Origin of the sequence: Streptomyces sp. NPDC056128 (assembly GCF_042263835.1) — a bacterium.
In the GTDB taxonomy this organism is placed as follows: domain Bacteria; phylum Actinomycetota; class Actinomycetes; order Streptomycetales; family Streptomycetaceae; genus Streptomyces.
The window spans coordinates 145,102-162,132 of sequence record NZ_JBHJVQ010000008.1 but is presented as its reverse complement, the minus strand read 5'-3'; the positions used below and the strand labels follow the sequence as shown (position 1 = coordinate 162,132).

Genomic DNA, 17,031 nt, shown 5'->3' with positions numbered 1-17,031 from the left:
GGTGTTCAGCAGGTGATCTTCAGATCGGCCCAGTCGGCGTGGTCGGATTCGGTGCTGTCGCCACCGTCGTTCACGATCAGCGTGACCGTTTCGGCGCCGCGTACGTCTGCGGTGATCTCCTGGGCGTCCTGGGCGTTGGTGCGGACTCCGGTGGCCGCCTTCCGCTCGTCGTCGGCGCGGATCTCGAAGGCGACGGTGCCGCGTTCGCCCATCTCGTCGTCGGCACCGACCAGGGCGGTGACTCGTTCGCAGCGGCCCGCCGCGTAGTACTCGACACGGCTGTACGCGTGCACGCCGAGGCCCTTGTCCCAGGTCCGGCCGCCGATGGTGAGCGCGTTGCCGTCACCGGCCGCGTTCTCACCGTTGCTCCGGTCCTTCTCGACCGGCCCCCAGCCGTTGACCGTGGCCAGCGGCGGGAGGTCACCGAGATACGTGGTCCCGTCCTCCGGAGCGACGGACACCCTCACCCGGACCGGTGAAATGGCGCGGACCTGCCGCCCGTCCGGCGTGCGGTACTCCGTCATGAGCTTCAGGTCGTAGGCACCGGGGCCGGTACCCGCGGGGACCGAGGCCCGCCAAGTCGTCCGCAGCGCGGCGCCGCCACGCAGCAGCCGGGTGCCCGGGCGCGACTCGGCCTCGACCCGCCATCCTTCGGGACCGGTGACCCGGGTGGACACGGAGCGCACCGGAAGGCGTCCGAGATTCTCGGTGACCGAGGTGAACCGCACTCCGTCACCCGCTTCGGCGAACGCTCTGCCGTCCACGCCCGAGTCCACCGCCGGCGGCAGTTCGGCCCACGCGCGGTCGGGGCTGACCCGCACCAGCACGGTGCCGTGCGCGGGGACGGTCGCGGAAATCCTGCCGGCCGTGTGGGTGTCCTGGTGCTTCCACAGGTCCCGTACCCGGTATCCGGCCGCGTGCGGCAGACCGGCGGCCCGCGCCGTGGTGGAGACGCGCTGCGGGTGGTCGCTCTCGTTGAAGAGGGCCACCGCCCGGCTGCCGTCGGCCAGTTCCTTGGCCACGACCCAGCGGCCGTCGTCGGAGCTGATCACCTTGCCCTGCGTGCCCAGCTCGTCCTGGTCGACGGCGATGACCTCCTCGTTGGAGAGGATGTCGAAGGCCGACTGGGGAGCCGAGCGAAGGTCCGCGCCGATGAGCAGGGGCGCGGCCATGACCGACCACATCGAGAAGTGGGTGCGGTACTCGGTGTCGGTCATGCCGCCGTTGCCGACCTCGAGCATGTCCGGGTCGTTCCAGCCGCCCGGACCCGCGTACTCGTCCAGCGGCAGGTTCTTCTTGATGATGGACAGCATGGAGGCCCAGTTGTCCTTGATGTCCCCGGTCGTCCGCCAGGTCTGTCCGATGCCCCTGGCCCACTCCCAGGGCTTGTTCTCACCCCACTCGCAGATGCTGTAGAGGATCGGACGCCCCGTGGCCTTCAGGGCGTCTCGCATCGTCGTGTAGCGCTTCTTCGCGTCGATGCCCTGGTTGTTGCAGTTGTCGTACTTGAGGTAGTCGACACCCCAGTCGGCGAACTGCCGGGCGTCGCTGTACTCGTGGCCCAGTGCGCCGGGGAAGCCGATGTCGCTGCAGGTCTTGGTGCCGGCGCTGGTGTAGATGCCGAACTTCAGGCCCTTCGAGTGGACGTAGTCGGCGACGGCCTTGATGCCGTTCGGGAACCGCTCCGGGTCCGGCACGAGTTTGCCGTCGGCGTTCCGTTCGGGCAGGGCCCAGCAGTCGTCGAGGTTGATGTACTCGTACCCGACGTCCTTCAGCCCCTTCTCCACGAAGAGGTCGGCCATTCCCTTGACCATCTCTTCGTTGAACTCCGCCCGGCAGTGGGTGGCGTTCCAGTTGTTGAACCCCATCGGGGGCGTCAGCGCGAGGTGATCGTCACCGTCGGCCGACGACGTGGCCGTGGAGCGGCCCGCCTTCGTCGCGTCCGCGGCGAGTGCCGGTGGGGTGAGCGCCGTGGCGCACAACAGCCCCGCGCCGAGCGTTGCGAGAGCAGTGCGCACGGGCGAGCCGACGAACCGGGCTCTGCGCCCGGGGAAATGAGGCATCAGCGGTATCTCCCTCGTCATGCGTCTTGGACCGTTCCCTTGGTGCAACTGCTGGGCGACGAGGTTAGGGAGCGTCCGACTTTGTTGGAAGGGGTTCGACTCTGAGTGGCTGGTTCGGGGCGGGCGCGCCGCACGGAACGGCGAGGCTACCGCTGGCAGCGCGGGCACCACACCGTGCCGCGGCCGCCCACGCGGGAGTGGCGCAGGTGGGTGCCGCAGCGTGGGCAGGCGGGGTCCGGGGTGTCGCGGTGGCCGGTGAGCCAGGAGTCGCGGGGTGGGACGCGGCCCGCGGGGACGGCGGAGCGCAGGGTGCGCCGCATGTGTGTGTGGAGGCGGCGGCGGTCGGACTCGGTGAGGTCGCTCGCGGTGCGGGTGGGGTGCAGGTGGGCGCGCCACAGGATCTCGTCGGCGAGGAGGTTGCCGAGGCCGGCGACGACGGACTGGTCGGTCAGCGCCGTCTTGACGCTGCCGCGCCGTGCACCGAGCGCGGCCTCGAAGTGCTCCCGGTCGACCGTCAGCGCGTCCGGGCCCTGGTGGTCCAGCAGCCGGGCGACGTCGGACTCGTCGTGGGCCAGCCACAGGCCCCGGAGTTTGCGCTGGTCGCGGTAGCGGAGCTGGCGGTCGCGGGACACCGTGAACAGGACCCGGTCGTGCGGGTCGGCGGGATCGTCGGGGCGGCGGCAGAGCAGCAGGCCCGTCATGCCGAAGTGCAGCAGCACGGTGGGGCCGCCGGTGCGGGCGAGCAGCCACTTGCCGTGCCGTTCGGCCTTGGTGAAGCGCCGGCCCTCCAGCGCCTCGCGCAGGCCCCGGGCGCTCACTCCGTGCAGGACCCCGGTGTCGCGCACCTCGACACGCTGGACGGTCCTGCCCGTCGCGCAGGATTCGAGGACCCCGCGGAATCCCTCGACGTCGGGCAGCTCCGGCACGCGGGCCTCCTCCCGGAAGACGGGCCACCTCAAGCGGCCCCGGTCCCATGGTGCGCGCGCCGCGGGCTCCGTGCATCGTCCCGCCCCGGGTCGCCTATCTTGGCGCCCATGCAGGCATACACGATCGGCCAGGCGGCCCGGCTGCTCGGCGTCAGTCCGGACACCGCGCGGCGGTGGGCGGACGCGGGGCGGGTGACGACCCACCGCGACGAGGGCGGCAAGCGGCTCATCGACGGCAAGGACCTGGCCGCCTTCTCCGTGGAGCTGGCCCAGAGCGGCAGCGGCGAGGAGGACGCGTCCTACACCTCGGTCCGCAACGCCTTCCCCGGCATCGTCACCGCGATCAAACTCGGTGACGTGGCGGCGCAGGTCGAGATCCAGGCCGGTCCGCACCGGCTGGTGTCGCTGCTGACCCGGGAGGCCGTGGAGGAACTGGGCCTGGAGGTCGGGATGGAGGCCACCGCCCGGGTGAAGTCGACGAACGTGCACATCGACCGGGGTTGAGGGGGACAGCCTCTAGGGTTCTCGCGTGCCGACGTACAGCATTGGCCAGGCCGCGCGCCTGTTGAGGGTGAGTCCGGAGACCGTGCGCCGGTGGGCCGACGCGGGGCGGCTGCCGATGGGGCGGGACGGCTCCGGGAACCGGGTGATCGACGGCGCGGGACTGGCGCGGTTCGTGCGGGAGCGGGCGGGTGAGTCCTCCGGGGTCTCGGTGTCGGCGCGCAACGCGTTCACCGGGATCGTCACCGCCGTACGGCCCGACGACGTGGTGGCTCGGGTGGAGGTGCAGGCCGGTCCGCACCGGATCGTGTCCCTGGTGACCCGGGAGGCGGTCGAGGACCTCGGCCTGGCGGTGGGGGTCACCGTCACCGCGCGGGTGACGTCGACGGACGTGCACGTCGAACTGCCGTAGCGGACCGTTCACCGCCCGGCTCGATGCGGCACAGCAGGGCCGCCCACAGGTCGAGGCGGTCGCTGAGGCGGGTGAGGTCGCGGCCGGTGAAGTGCTCGATGCGCCGGATCCGGTAGTGGACGGTGTTGACGTGCAGGTGCAGCGCCTCGGCGGTGCGCGCCCAGGAACCGTCGTGGGCGAGGAAGACCTCCAGGGTGTTCAGCAGCGCGGTCGCCGAGGCGTTCGCCGCATCGAGCAGCGGGCCGAGGGTGGTGCGGCTGAAGGCGGTGCGGACCTCGGGGGGTACGCCGGTGAGCAGGGCGTCCAGGGTGGTCAGCGTGGTGGCGTCGGCGAGGGACGAGGTGGCCGGGCCGGTGGTCCGGGCGCAGGCCAGCGCGTAGCGGGCCTCGGCCAGCGCGCCGGGCAGGCCGGTCGCGTCGGCGGACGGTGCGGAGAGCCCGCCGTGCAGGAGGGTGCCCGGGTCGGCGGCGGTCACCAGGGGCCAGGCCCGCGCGAGGCCGGGGGCGGCGGCCTCCTCGGGGAGCACCGCGAAGGCCGTGCCGCCGGGCAGGCGTCCCACGGCCGCGGACGCCGGGCCGGTGTGCGCCACCGCCTCCGCCAGGGCGCCGCGGGCCAGGTCTGCGTGGTGGACGCCGGCGTCGGCCACGACCACCCGGTACGGCCCCTCGACCGGCAGACCGCAGGCCCGCACCGCCGCCGCCACGTCGCCCGCGCCGTCCGCGGTGAGCGCCGCGCCCAGTTCGTCGGCCGCCCGCCGCACAGCCGTACGACGACGGGTCAGCGCCTCCTGGCAGCGGCCCAGCACCGCGGTGATCTCGTCCAGCAGGCGCGGCGGCGCGGCGGCCGGGTCGGGCAGGTGCAGCCACCAGCGTTCGTAGGGGGTCACGTCCGCGCCGGTCTCCACCGCCACCGTCACACCCCCGCCGCTCCCCGACACCGCCGCCGGGCCCCGCCCCGTGAGCGGCCCGGCGCCCGGCGTCGCCGCGACGGTCCGCCCCGCCGAGGTCAGCAGGTGGGCGGCGGGCGGGTCGGGGGACGGGAAGGCGGCCGCGAGGACCGCCGCCGGGTCGGCCTCCCCCGCGACCAGCCGGTTCAGCAGGCCCCGCACATGCTCGGGCAGCGCGTCGTGCCGGACGGCGTGCTGACGGCTGAGGTCGCCCCACTGACGCAGGTAGACCGTGTCGGTGATCGCCCGGAACATCACGTCGGCGGGCACGCCCGCGAGCGGCATCGCATGGCGTTCACAGGCCTCGACCAGGTCGTCGGGGACCGATCCGTGGGTCTCCTCCCCGGCCAGCAGCGCGACGGCGCCCGCGTCGCGCAGTCCGCGGACGAAACGCTCCGCCCGGCCCTGCCCGCCGTCCACGCTCCACCACACGAGTCCGCTGAGCACGACCTCGCCCGGCCGCACGAACCGAGCCGGGTCCTCCAGGTCGGTGACGGTGACGCCGCTGATCTCCCGCCGCAGCAGCGCCTCCTCGGACCAGAGCGGACGCAGGCCGAGGGACTCGTCCTGCAGGAGGTGTGCGACGTGCATGCGATCCGGCTCCTCGTCGGGCTGCCGGGCGACAGGTGCGGATCGCCCGGCATCTCACATTCACCGATCTCATATTCACCAGGTGGGTGCGAGTCATCGCATCGTAAGTGCAAGACGATGTGAGCGGTATGCCTCTTGGTTGATTCACCAACCATCGCAGTGTCGGAGTCGTGTTTTCCGTGCTGTGAACCAGTCGTCCCGGCCCCCGCGGCGTTGCTTCACTGCGGACATGGACCTGAACACGGTGGTGGAGATCCGGGACGGCCGGCACCCCGCGCCCTGGCGCCCCGGTGACGCCTGGCTGGGCGGCGGGACGTACCTCTTCTCGGAACCGCAGCCGCACCTGCGTCGGCTGCTCGACCTGAGCCGCACCGGATGGACGCCGGTACAGCCGCACCGGGACGGCTCCCTGGAGATCGCGGCGACCTGCACCATCGCCCAGCTCTCCCGGTACGCGCGGGACCTGACGGCGCGTGCGGCGCCGCTGTTCGAGCAGTGCTGCCGGGCGTTCCTCGCCTCGTTCAAGATCTGGAACATGGCCACCGTCGGCGGCAACCTCTGCAACGCCCTGCCGGCCGGCCCGATGACCTCCCTCACCGCCGCGCTCGACGGCGAGTGCCTGCTGCTCGCCCAGGACGGCGGCCGGCGCCGGGTGCGCGTCGCGGACTTCGTGACCGGCGCGGGCCGCAAGGACCTCGCCGAGGGCGAGCTGCTGCGGTCCGTGACCCTGCCCGCCCGCGCCCTGGCCTGCCGTACGGCCTTCCGGCAGGCGTCGCTGTACGGACTGGGCCGCTCCGGCGTCCTCGTGGTCGGCGCCCTGGACCCGCTCGACGGCTCCCTCGCCGTCACGGTCACCGCGTCGACCGTCCGGCCGGTGCGGCTGTGGTTCCCGCTGCCGCCGACGGCCGCGCGGCTGCGGGCCGCGATCGAGGGGGCGGTCGCCGACGGCGAGTGGTTCGACGACATCCACGGACTGCCGCGGTGGCGGCGGCACATGACGTTCCGTTACGCGGAGGAGATCCGCCGGGAACTGGAAGGGGCACCGCGATGAGGGTCGACGTGAACGGCCGGACCCACGGGGAGGAGCCACGTCCGGGCCAGTGTCTGCGCACCTATCTGCGCGAGCGCGGCTGGTTCGGCGTGAAGAAGGGCTGCGACCAGGGCGACTGCGGTGCCTGCACCGTCCACGTCGACGGCGAGCCGGTGCACAGCTGCCTCTTCCCCGCCTTCCGGGCGGACGGCCGTACCGTCACCACGGTCGAGGGACTGGCCTCGGCCGACGGCGAACTCCACCCCGTGCAGCGGCGGTTCCTGGACGCGCAGGGCTTCCAGTGCGGTTTCTGCACCGCTGGGTTCCTGATGACGACGGCCGCCCTGGACGAGGACAAGCTCGCCGACCTGCCCCGCGCTTTCAAGGGCAACCTGTGCCGCTGCACCGGCTACCGCGCCATCGAGGACGCCGTGCGCGGGGTGACGAACGTGGAGGAACCGGCGCCCGGCGAGTCCGTCGGCCGCAGCCTCCCCGCCCCGGCCGGACCCCAGATCGTCACCGGCACCGCCCGCTACACCTTCGACCTCGACGTGCCGGACCTGCTGCACATGAAGCTGCTGCGCTCCCCGCACGCCCACGCCCGCGTCGTCGCGATCGACACCGCGGCCGCCCTGCGGGTGCCCGGCGTGCACGCCGTCCTGACCCACCACGACGCCCCCGAACGGCACTTCTCCACCGCCCGCCACGAGCACCCCGAGGAGGACCCCGACGACACCCGCGTCCTCGACGACACCGTCCGCCACGTCGGTCAGCGCGTCGCCGCCGTCGTCGCCGACAGCGAGGCCGCCGCCGAGGAGGGCTGCCGGCGCGTCGAGGTGACGTACGAGGTGCTGCCCGCCGTCCTCGACCCCGAGGAGGCCATGCGGCCCGGCGCCCCCGTCGTCCACGACAAGGACGCGGCGACGGCCCGGATCTCCCGCCCGCGGGACAACGTCGTCGGCGAGGCGCACGGCGAGACCGGCGACGTCGAGGCCGCCTTCGCCGAGGCCGACGCCGTGTACGAGGACACGTTCCGCACCCAGCGGGCGCAGCACGCCAGCCTGGAGACGCACGGGGCCGTCGCCTGGTTCGACGAGGACGACCGGCTCACCGTGCGCACCAGCTCCCAGACGCCGTTCCTCACCCGGCGCGCCCTGTGCGCGCTCTACGACCTGCCCCTCGACAAGGTGCGCGTGGTCGCCGGCCGGGTGGGCGGCGGCTTCGGCGGCAAGCAGGAGATGCTCGTGGAGGACATCGTCGCGCTGGCGGTGCTGCGGCTGCGGCGGCCGGTGAAGCTGGAGTACACCCGGGCCGAGCAGTTCCACGGCGCCACCACCCGCCATCCCTTCACCATCGGGGTGAAGGCGGCCGCCCGCCGCGACGGCACCCTGACCGCGCTGCGGCTGCGGGTGGTGGCCAACACCGGCGCGTACGGCAACCACGGGCCGGCGGTGATGTTCCACAGCGTCGGCGAGTCCATGGCGGTCTACCGCGCGCCGAACAAGAAGGTCGACGCCTACTCGGTCTACACGCACACCGTGCCCGCGGGCGCCTTCCGCGGCTACGGCCTGGGCCAGGTGATGTTCGCCGTCGAGTCCGCCCTCGACGAGCTGGCCCGCCGCCTCGGCCTGGACCCCCTGGAGTTCCGGGCCCGCAACGTGATCGGCGCCGACGAGCCCCTGGTCACCCCCGGCGGCCACGAGGAGGACCTGCACATCGCCAGCTACGGCCTCGACCAGTGCGTCGCCATCGTGCGCCGGGCGCAGGCGGAGACCGACGCGGGCGAACCGGCGCCGGACGGCTGGCTGGTGGGCGAGGGGGCCGCCCTCGCGATGATCGCGACCGGCCCGCCGGGCGGGCACATCGCCGACGCCAGGGCCGCGCTGCTGCCCGACGGCGGCTACGACCTCGCCGTCGGCACTGCCGAGTTCGGCAACGGCACCACCACCGTGCACCGGCAGATCGCGGCCGGCGAACTCGGCACCGTCGTCGACCGGATCACCGTCCGCCAGTCCGACACCGACGTCGTACGGCACGACACCGGCGCCTTCGCCTCCACCGGGACCGTCGTCGCGGGCAAGGCCACCCTGCGCGCCGCCCGCGCCCTGGCCGACCTGCTGCTCGACCTGGCCGCCGCGCAACTGGGCGTCCCGCGCGAGAGGTGCCGGCTCGGCGAGGAGGCCGTACTGCATCCAGGGGGCCGCCTGCCGCTCAAGGAGGTGTACGCGGCCGCCCGCGCGGTGGGCGTCGAGTGCGCCGCCGACGGGCACTTCGGCGGCACCCCGCGCTCCGTCGCCTTCAACGCCCAGTGGTTCAAGGTGGCCGTCGACCCCGGCACCGGGGAGATCCGCATCCTGCGCAGCGTGCACGCCGCCGACGCGGGCAAGGTGATGAACCCGATGCAGTGCCGCGGGCAGGTCGAGGGCGGGGTCGCGCAGGCGCTGGGGGCCACCCTCTTCGAGAACGTCCGCATCGACGCGCGGGGCAGGGTCGACACGGCCGCCTTCCGCCGCTACCGGCTGCCGCAGTACGCCGACGTGCCGCGCACCGAGGTGCACTTCATGGAGACCGCCGACGCCATCGGCCCGCTCGGCGCCAAGTCGATGAGCGAGAGCCCCTTCAACCCGGTCGCGCCCGCCCTGGCGAACGCCCTGCGCGACGCGACGGGCGTCCGCTTCACCGAACTGCCGCTGACCCGCGACCGGGTGTGGCAGGCGCTGGACCTCGGCGCGCCGTGACCGCTCAGCGCCCGGTGACCGTCCCGGGGTATCCCCCGTCCACCCGGATCGCGTCGATGCCGCTGATGTGACGGCCCCCGCAGCGGTCCTGGGGCAGCACCAGCTGGGGGCCGACGCGGTCGAGGGCGGTGCCGTCGAGGGTGACGGCCAAGAGGACGGGGGCGCGGCCGAAGTCCGGGTCGATCTCCGCCCAGGACAGGAGCGCGTGGTGGCCGTCCGCGCCGCGCACGGCGATCAGGAAGCGCAGCCGGTCCTTGCGGCGGGCGGGGTCGAAGGCCGGGGCGGTGTCGGCGAGGACGTCGTGCAGGAGCGGTCCGGTGAAGCGGTGGTGCCGGACGCCGCTGGTGGCGCACTCGAAGGCGACCTGGGCCGTGTGCTGGGGCCAGGCCGCTGGGCCTGTCGTTCGGATCAGGCCGGCTGAGAGGAGCGGTGCTTGTCGGCCCACCCGAGCGGGGCGTGGTGCGTGCAGCTGCAAGGCGGAGGAGGGCGACAACGCGGAGCGTTGGCAACCGACGACAACGCCGCAGATGCGCGTGCCACGCCCCGCGACGCCGGCATGATCCAAACGACAGGCCCTAGGTCGGGGACGGTCAGGCGGGCCGGGCGGCCCAGGTCGCCGGTGATGACGACTTCCGCCGTCGGACGGGCGGCCGGACCGGCGGCTGCGAGGGACTGACTCACGGCCATCACCTCCCGTGTGACGGTACCCGCCCGGACATCCCGTACAAACGCACATGCCATGCCAGAGATGCGTTGCGCCTGCTCATGCGAAGAGACAGGAGACTTCCGGGTGGCATCTGCGGCATTATCATCGGCGTAAGCGCAGCCAGCACAGCACAGCACAGCAGGATCAGGAACCAGAGGGAGTGGACCCGTGATGACCCGTTCCGCGCGCCGGACCCGTCGCACCGTGCAGGTGGTGGGGGCGACCGCCGCCGCGCTGCTGGCGCTGAGTGCCTGCTCGTCCTCCGACTCCGACTCGGGCTCGGGATCGGGCTCCGGCTCCGGTGAGAAGTCCGGCGGTGCGGAGAAGCTCTCCGGGACGGTCAACGTCTTCGCCGCGGCCTCGCTCACGGAGAGCTTCACCGAGCTGGGCAAGGAGTTCGAGAAGCAGCACCCCGGCACCAAGGTCGTCTTCAACTTCGGCGGCAGCGACTCACTCGCCGCGGGCATCACCAGCGGCGCCCCCGCCGACGTGTTCGCCTCCGCCAGCCCCAAGACCATGAAGGTCGTCACGGACGCCGACGCCGCCTCCGGGACGCCGGCCACCTTCGTCCGCAACCAGCTTCAGATCGCCACCCTGCCGGGCAACCCCGACAAGATCGCCTCCCTGAAGGACCTCACCGAGCCGGACCTGAAGGTCGTGCTCTGCGACAAGTCGGTGCCGTGCGGTGCCGCCGCCCAGAAGGCGCTGGACGCGAGCAAGATGAAGCTGACGCCCGTCTCGTACGAGGAGGACGTGAAGTCGGCGCTGAACAAGGTCGTACTCAAGGAGGCCGACGCCGCCCTGGTCTACAAGACCGATGTGAAGGCCGCGGGTGACAAGGTGGAGGGCGTGACCTTCCCCGAGTCGGCCGACGCCGTCAACGACTATCCGATCACCCTGCTCAAGGACGCGCCCAACGCCGAGGTGGGCAAGGCGTTCATCGAGCTGGTGCGGTCCGCCGAGGGCCAGAAGGTGCTGACCGAGGCCGGGTTCACCGCACCGTGACCCCAACGCCCAGGAGTGCGCGGATGAGGGGCGGGGCTCCCCTGCCCCTGCTCGTGCCCGCGCTGATCGGCCTCGCCTTCCTGGTGCTGCCGCTGATCGCCCTGCTGATCCGGGCCCCCTGGGCGAGCATGCCGGAGCTGCTGACCAGTACCGAGGTGTGGCAGGCGCTGCGGCTGTCGCTGATCTGCGCCACGGCGGCGACCGTGGTGAGCATGGTCATCGGCGTGCCGCTGGCCTGGCTCCTCGCACGGGTCGAGTTCCCCGGGCGCGGTCTCGTACGGGCCCTGGTGACGCTGCCGCTGGTGCTGCCGCCGGTGGTGGGCGGCGTGGCGCTGCTGATGGCGCTGGGCCGCAACGGGGTCGTCGGGCAGTGGCTGGACTCCTGGTTCGGGATCACCCTGCCGTTCACCACCACCGGCGTCATCCTCGCCGAGGCGTTCGTGGCGATGCCGTTCCTCGTCATCAGCGTCGAGGGCACCCTGCGCGCCGCCGACCCCCGCTACGAGGAGGCGGCCACCACTCTCGGCGCCTCCCGCTTCACCGCCTTCCGCCGGGTCACCCTGCCGCTGATCGCGCCCGGCATCGCCGCGGGCGCGGTGCTGGCCTGGGCCCGGGCACTCGGCGAGTTCGGGGCGACGATCACCTTCGCCGGGAACTTCCCCGGCCGCACCCAGACCATGCCGCTGGCCGTCTACCTCGCCCTGCAGAGCGACCCGGAGGCGGCCATCGCCCTCAGCCTGGTGCTGCTGGCCGTGTCCATCGCCGTACTCGCCGGACTGCGCGACCGCTGGATGACCGCCTCATGACCGGGACCGAGAAGCAACCCGCGCCGCCCGCCGACGGGCTGGACGCGCGGCTCGTCGTCGACCGCGGGGACTTCCGTCTCGACGTGGCGCTGACGGCCGCGCCCGGCGACGTGGTCGCCCTGCTCGGCCCCAACGGCGCGGGCAAGACCACCGCCCTGCGCGCCCTGGCCGGCCTCGTCCCGCTGTCCGACGGCCACCTCCGCCTCGACGGGGCCGAGCTGGACCGTACGCCGCCGGAGTCCCGGCCCGTCGGCGTCGTCTTCCAGGACTACCTGCTCTTTCCCCACCTCACCGCGCTGGACAACGTGGCCTTCGGACCGCGCTGCCACGGCGCGGGCAAGGCCGAGGCACGGGCCCAGGCGGCGGTCTGGCTCGACCGCATGGGCCTGGCCGAGCACAAGGGCGCCAAGCCGCGCCGGCTCTCCGGCGGCCAGGCCCAGCGGGTCGCGCTCGCCCGCGCCCTGGCCACCCACCCCCGGCTGCTGCTGCTGGACGAGCCGCTCGCCGCCCTCGACGCCCGCACGCGTCTCGACGTCCGCGCCCAACTCCGGCGCCACCTGGCCGACTTCGAGGCGGTGGCCGTGCTCGTCACCCACGACCCGCTGGACGCCATGGTCCTCGCCGACCACCTCGTCGTCGTGGAGGACGGCCGGGTCGTCCAGGAAGGCGCCCCGTCGCACATCGCCCGCCACCCGCGCACCGACTACATCGCCCACCTGGTCGGCCTCAACCTCTACCGGGGACGGGCCGAAGGGCATGCGGTACGTCTGGACGACGGGACCGCGATCACGACCACCGAGGACCTGACCGGGCCGGTGTTCGTGGCGTTCCCGCCCAGCGCGGTCACCCTGCACCGGGACCGCCCCACCGGCTCCAGCGCCCGCAACCTGTGGCGCTGCGAGGTCGCCGGACTGGAGACCCACGGCGACCAGATCCGCGCCGACCTCACCGGCGAACTCCCCCTCGCCGCCGACCTGACCACGGTCGCCGCGGCCGAACTCGACCTGCACCCCGGCGCCGCCGTCTGGGCCACGGTCAAGGCCACCCAGACCCACGCCTACCGCGACTGACGACGCGGGCGCCATCGCCGCCCGATGTTCCCGGCCGCTCAGGCCGCCTCCAGTTGGGGCTCCGGCTGTGTTGTCGGGGCTGTCGCGCCCGTCGGCTGCCATCCCCTTGTGGTCCGCACGTAGCCGTGGATCACCGAGGCCATCGCGAGCAGGAGGAGGGGGCCGAAGACCAGCGGGTGGCGGGCCATGTCCAGGGACAGATAGCGGGTCGACGCGAGGATCGCGGTGAAGACGAGCGCGCCGTGGGCGACCAGTTGGATGCCAGCCCGGTCCCAGCCGCGGTCGAACGCGCGCAGGGCCGCCTCGACCGTGACGGCGAAGACCACACCGGCGACGAGGTCGATGCCGTAGTGATAGCCGAATCCCAGCGTCGCGCTGAGCGTGGCGACGAGCCAGAACGTTCCTGCAAAGCGCAGAATCCTCGGTCCCTTCCGGGAATGCAGGAAGATCACGGTGGCCCACGCCGTGTGCAGGCTGGGCATGCAGTTGCGCGGGGTGATCCCGTCGTACGTCACCGCGGCGGGCGCGCTGATCGGCGGCGGCGTGTCCGGCCACAGGGTGGCGATCGCCCACTGCTCACCGCCGGTGCCGAAGGCCCCGGTGCCGTAGGTGAAGATCGGTCCGACCACGGGGAAGATCATGTAGATGCCCGGCCCGAGCAGGCCGATCACCAGGAAGGTGCGCACCAGGTGATGGCGCGGGAAGCGGCGCTCGGCGGCGACATGGCGCAGTTGGTAGAGCGCCACGACCACCGCGGCCACCGCGAGTTGGACGTAGACCCAGTCGAGGACGTGCTCGCCGGCCGGGCCCGAGGCCCTGACCACCCGGCCCACCAGCCACGAGGGGCTGCCCAGCGCGTGATCGGCGACCGCCACGTACGGGTCCAGCACCTTGGGGTGGGTCTTCGCGGTGATCAGCAGCCAGGTGTCGCCGGTCTTGCGGCCGGCCACCAGCAGCAGACCGAGCCCGACGCCCTTCAGCAGCAGGACCCTCTCCCGGCCGGTGCGGCGCGTGACCGCGAGGACGCCGCAGCCCAGGACCACCCACAGCGCGCCGTTGCCGAAGGAGTGGCTGCCGGACACGGTGGCGCCCGCCGCCCAGCGCACCAGCGCGAAGACGAGGTCGATGCCGATCGCGCAGGCGGCCGCCACGAAGCGCTGACGCCAGGTCAGGACCACCATCGTCAGCGCCAGGCCGGCGTAGAGCAGTGGTCCCGAGACGGGGGCGAACACCACCTCTTTCGCCTGGTTGGTGATCGGCCCCGGCAGGCCGTAGCGGCGCGCGGCGATCTCCAGCGCGACGAGGAACGCGAGAGCCGCCACACCCGCCACGGCCCAGAGTCTTGCGCGCGGCTGACGCCAACGTATTCGCGAGGGTATCCGTGATGGCATGTATCTCAATCTTTATTCTGTTTGCGTCTTTTTTCTGATCTGCGCAGATAACGACCTTTCGGTCGACGGGAGGGTTACCAACCCGTCAGCACAAGAAGACGAATGTATTACTGCGCGGGTTGCCAGGCGAAGCCGTCGGGGTCCTCGAAAGGCGCGGTCTCCCCGGCGAGTACGAGGCGGTGCGAGCCGGTGCCGTCGGCGTCGACGCCCGCGACCTTGGCGAGGCCGCGCCGCTTGTAGAGGGAGAGCTTGACCGTGCCCGGTTCGGTGGCGAACTCGACGTACTTGCCCCCGAAGCTCTTGCCGACGGCCAGCCCGCGCTCGACGTAGAACTGCTTGCTGGCCTTCACGTCCTCGACGCCCAGCAGGAGCACGATCTCGTCGAACTCGCGGGTGACCGGGACGGTGTCCTTCTTCTTCGAGGTGGCGAGCTGCCAGATCGTGCCGTCCGGCGCCTGGACGACGCCGCCGTAGCCCCACAGGGACTTCGCCGCGGGCTTGACGACGGTGGCGCCGGCGTCCACGGCGGCGGCGAGGAGCGCGTCGACGTTGCCCGGCTGGGACACCACGAGGGACAGGGTGAAGCCGCGGAAGCCGGTCGTCGGGGTCTCGGAGGCACGGACGCGGACCCGCTTCGGGTCCAGTCCGAAGGCGTCGGAGTAGAAGCGGGTGGCGGCCTCGGTGTCGGCCACTTCCAGGGTGATGGAGTCGATGGAGTTCATGTCCACGACGGTATGGGCGGCGGGGTCGGCGATGCTTCTCGAAAACTGACCATGCTGCCGCGTGTCTCAGCCGCTCAGGCCGAGTTCACCCGCGCGCACCCCCGCCTGGAAGCGGGAGCCGGCGTCGAGGGCGTCGAGCAGTTCGGCGACCCGGCGGCGGTACGTGCGCAGCGACATGCCCAGTTCGCGGGCGGCGGCCGCGTCCGTGGCGCCCGAGCCCAGGGCGCGCAGGACGGTGCGGCTCGCGGCGTCGAGGTGGGGCTGCTCGCCCCGGAGGAAGGACGTGAGGTCGGTGGCCGCCTCCCAGGCCGCGTCGAACAGGGCGTACACACCGCCGACCAGGGTGGGTTCGCTGGTCACGGTGTACGCGCGGCCGCCGGGGGAGTCCGGGCCGGCGAGGATCGCGTACCGCCGGTCGATGACGATCGTCTCGTGCGGGAGGGCGCCGGCCGCGATCCGCACCCGGGCGCCCCGGGCGAGCAGCGCGTTCAGGTGTTCCCTGCCGCCCTCGTCGGCCAGCGCGGCCGGGCTGAGCAGCTTGCGGACCCGTTGCGCACCGCTGTCCCGGACCCGGGCCTGCGCCACCTCGCGGGCGGCGGGGCGGGGCCAGGTGTCGAGGTCACGGGCGGCACAGACGAACTCCTCACGAACCGAGGAGAACAGCTGCCCGGCGCGGGCCAGCAACTCCAGGTCCCCGTGGATCGTGACGCTCTCAGCCATACGTCCATTGTCACCCGCGGCCTCGTGACCGGGACCCCGACGGCCTCCCGCACGACCGCGACCGGCCTCACCTACGCCCCTCACGCCCGGGCCGGCTCCGAGCCGCGCCCCCGCACCGCCGTGGCCACCGTCTCTCTCCCCCCCCACGGCCGCCCGATGGCTGGCAGCAAGTTGCCACGGTGTCGCCGTGGCGGGGGACCGCCGCGCAGGCTCAGGGCATGAGCAATCACTTTCGTCTCGGCGGTGACCTTCCGATCGGCCGGCTCGGTTTCGGGGCCATGCGGCTGCCCACCAGCGGCTTCCGCGGTCCGGCCCGGGACCCGGAGACCGGCCGCGCCGTGCTGCGCCGTGCCGTGGAGCTGGGCGTCGACCACATCGACACCGCCGCCTTCTACACCAGCGGCGACGGCACCGTCCGGGCCAACGACCTGATCCGCGAGGCCCTGCACCCCTACCCGGAGGGCCTGGTGATCGCGACCAAGGTCGGCCCGCTGCGCACGCCCGACGGCGGGCTGGAGGCGACCACCGACCCGGCCGCCCTGCGGCCCCTGGTCGAGGAGAACCTGAAGACCCTCGGGGTCGACCGCCTCGACCTCGTCTATCTCCGCATCGGCGGCATCGCGCCGCCGCCGCACGGCGAGTCCGTCGCCGCCCGCTTCGAGGCGCTGGCCGCCCTGCGCGAGGAGGGTCTGATCCGGCACCTGGGGCTGAGCCACGTGGACGCCGGGCACCTCGCCGAGGCGCGGGCGATCGCGCCCGTAGCGGCCGTCCAGAACCACTTCCACACCGACAAGCGCGACGACACGGAGGTCCTGGCCGCCTGCGAGGAGGCCGGCATCGCCTACGTGCCGTTCTTCCCGCTGGGCGGTGGCCTCAGCGACCTCAGCGGGGCCCGGATCGCCGAGGTCGCCGCCCGGCACGGCGCCACCGTCCCGCAGATCGCCCTGGCCTGGCTGCTCGCGTCCTCCCCCGTCACCCTGGCCATCCCCGGCACGGGATCCCTGTCCCACCTGGAGGAGAACACCGCCGCCGGGTCGATCGTCCTCACCCCGCGGGATCTGTCCGACCTCGGCTGACCGCGGGCCGCGTCCAGTGCCTGGAGTACGACGAGCCCGCCGTCGTCCCCACCTCCGCCGTCGCCGTGCTCCTTGTCACGTCCGGCGACTGCGTGGGCCTGGTCCCGCGGCGTCTCGCCGGGCGGCACGGCGCGGCCCTCGATCCGCGCTGGTTCACCGTTCCGGCGGAACCGCCCGGCTCCGCGGCACCGTCCGCGACGCACCGCGCCGACCCGTCGGGACGGCCGGTGGATCACGAGTGCGACGGGATTATCACGAGCGTCCACACGGTCACGGCGTGCTACTGTCGATGGAAGTTGCAGTTGTGGTTGCCTGAAGGTTTTTCCGA

General features: G+C 72.9%; 15 protein-coding genes. 8 read left to right on the top strand and 7 right to left on the bottom strand.

The features are described 5' to 3' along the window. Window positions 1-5: 5 nt before the first annotated feature. Together ACFC1X_RS18495 and ACFC1X_RS18490 are read right to left on the bottom strand one after the other, a co-directional pair. Window positions 6-2,063, bottom strand: coding sequence for an NPCBM/NEW2 domain-containing protein (locus ACFC1X_RS18495; RefSeq protein ID WP_376354900.1), 2,058 nt, complete (start codon window positions 2,061-2,063; stop codon window positions 6-8). Between the two features lie 146 nt (window positions 2,064-2,209). Next, entirely contained in the window at window positions 2,210-2,989 is a 780-nt protein-coding gene (locus ACFC1X_RS18490; protein ID WP_376354898.1) for an Fpg/Nei family DNA glycosylase, read from the bottom strand. Window positions 2,990-3,097: 108 nt separating this feature from the next. Here ACFC1X_RS18490 and ACFC1X_RS18485 point away from each other — a divergent pair, with 108 nt between their 5' ends. Together ACFC1X_RS18485 and ACFC1X_RS18480 are read left to right on the top strand one after the other, a co-directional pair. Next, entirely contained in the window at window positions 3,098-3,493 is a 396-nt protein-coding gene (locus tag ACFC1X_RS18485; RefSeq protein WP_352157140.1) for a helix-turn-helix transcriptional regulator, read from the top strand. Between the two features lie 25 nt (window positions 3,494-3,518). Then, a complete protein-coding gene (locus tag ACFC1X_RS18480) occupies window positions 3,519-3,902 on the top strand; it encodes a molybdopterin-binding protein (RefSeq protein ID WP_376354894.1) in 384 nt (127 codons plus the stop codon). On the opposite strand, the gene ACFC1X_RS18475 is transcribed toward ACFC1X_RS18480, so the two are convergent. After that, window positions 3,856-5,439, bottom strand: a complete 1,584-nt coding sequence (locus tag ACFC1X_RS18475; RefSeq protein WP_376354891.1) for a PucR family transcriptional regulator — start codon at window positions 5,437-5,439, stop codon at window positions 3,856-3,858. The two genes, ACFC1X_RS18480 and ACFC1X_RS18475, sit on opposite strands and share 47 nt — an antisense overlap. 229 nt (window positions 5,440-5,668) lie before the next feature. Here ACFC1X_RS18475 and ACFC1X_RS18470 point away from each other — a divergent pair, with 229 nt between their 5' ends. Both ACFC1X_RS18470 and ACFC1X_RS18465 read left to right on the top strand, forming a co-directional pair. Next, on the top strand, window positions 5,669-6,490 hold the full coding sequence (locus ACFC1X_RS18470) for an FAD binding domain-containing protein (protein WP_376354889.1): 822 nt from the start codon (window positions 5,669-5,671) through the stop codon (window positions 6,488-6,490). Further along, the gene (locus ACFC1X_RS18465; RefSeq protein WP_376354886.1) at window positions 6,487-9,207 is read left to right on the top strand and encodes a molybdopterin-dependent oxidoreductase; all 2,721 of its coding nucleotides are present in this window, start codon (window positions 6,487-6,489) and stop codon (window positions 9,205-9,207) included. The genes ACFC1X_RS18470 and ACFC1X_RS18465 overlap by 4 nt, the downstream gene beginning before the upstream one ends. Window positions 9,208-9,211: 4 nt before the next feature. On the opposite strand, the gene ACFC1X_RS18460 is transcribed toward ACFC1X_RS18465, so the two are convergent. Continuing rightward, on the bottom strand, window positions 9,212-9,652 hold the full coding sequence (locus tag ACFC1X_RS18460; RefSeq protein ID WP_376354883.1) for a hypothetical protein: 441 nt from the start codon (window positions 9,650-9,652) through the stop codon (window positions 9,212-9,214). A 432-nt stretch (window positions 9,653-10,084) separates the two neighbouring features. On the opposite strand from ACFC1X_RS18460, the gene modA reads away from it, so the two are divergent. The 3 genes from modA to ACFC1X_RS18445 are packed head-to-tail and all read left to right on the top strand — an operon-like array spanning window position 10,085 to window position 12,794. Beyond that, window positions 10,085-10,918, top strand: coding sequence for a molybdate ABC transporter substrate-binding protein (modA, locus tag ACFC1X_RS18455; RefSeq protein WP_376354881.1), 834 nt, complete (start codon window positions 10,085-10,087; stop codon window positions 10,916-10,918). A gap of 23 nt (window positions 10,919-10,941) precedes the next feature. Next, the gene (gene modB, locus ACFC1X_RS18450; RefSeq protein WP_376354878.1) at window positions 10,942-11,724 is read left to right on the top strand and encodes a molybdate ABC transporter permease subunit; all 783 of its coding nucleotides are present in this window, start codon (window positions 10,942-10,944) and stop codon (window positions 11,722-11,724) included. Further along, complete coding sequence (locus ACFC1X_RS18445) at window positions 11,721-12,794, top strand: ABC transporter ATP-binding protein (protein ID WP_376354875.1); 1,074 nt, start codon at window positions 11,721-11,723, stop codon at window positions 12,792-12,794. The genes modB and ACFC1X_RS18445 overlap by 4 nt, the downstream gene beginning before the upstream one ends. 38 nt (window positions 12,795-12,832) lie before the next feature. Here the strand turns inward: ACFC1X_RS18445 and ACFC1X_RS18440 are convergent, their stop codons facing one another. The 3 genes from ACFC1X_RS18440 to ACFC1X_RS18430 all read right to left on the bottom strand — a co-directional run bounded on the left by ACFC1X_RS18440 (window position 12,833) and on the right by ACFC1X_RS18430 (window position 15,627). Then, window positions 12,833-14,185, bottom strand: a complete 1,353-nt coding sequence (locus ACFC1X_RS18440) for a phosphatase PAP2 family protein (protein ID WP_376354872.1) — start codon at window positions 14,183-14,185, stop codon at window positions 12,833-12,835. A 107-nt stretch (window positions 14,186-14,292) separates the two neighbouring features. Then, a complete protein-coding gene (locus tag ACFC1X_RS18435; protein ID WP_376354869.1) occupies window positions 14,293-14,907 on the bottom strand; it encodes a glyoxalase in 615 nt (204 codons plus the stop codon). 66 nt (window positions 14,908-14,973) lie between these two features. After that, complete coding sequence (locus tag ACFC1X_RS18430) at window positions 14,974-15,627, bottom strand: DNA-binding response regulator (protein WP_376354867.1); 654 nt, start codon at window positions 15,625-15,627, stop codon at window positions 14,974-14,976. Window positions 15,628-15,845: 218 nt separating this feature from the next. Between ACFC1X_RS18430 and ACFC1X_RS18425 the strand changes: the two genes are divergently transcribed. Next, complete coding sequence (locus ACFC1X_RS18425; protein ID WP_376354865.1) at window positions 15,846-16,703, top strand: aldo/keto reductase; 858 nt, start codon at window positions 15,846-15,848, stop codon at window positions 16,701-16,703. Window positions 16,704-17,031: the final 328 nt, after the last annotated feature.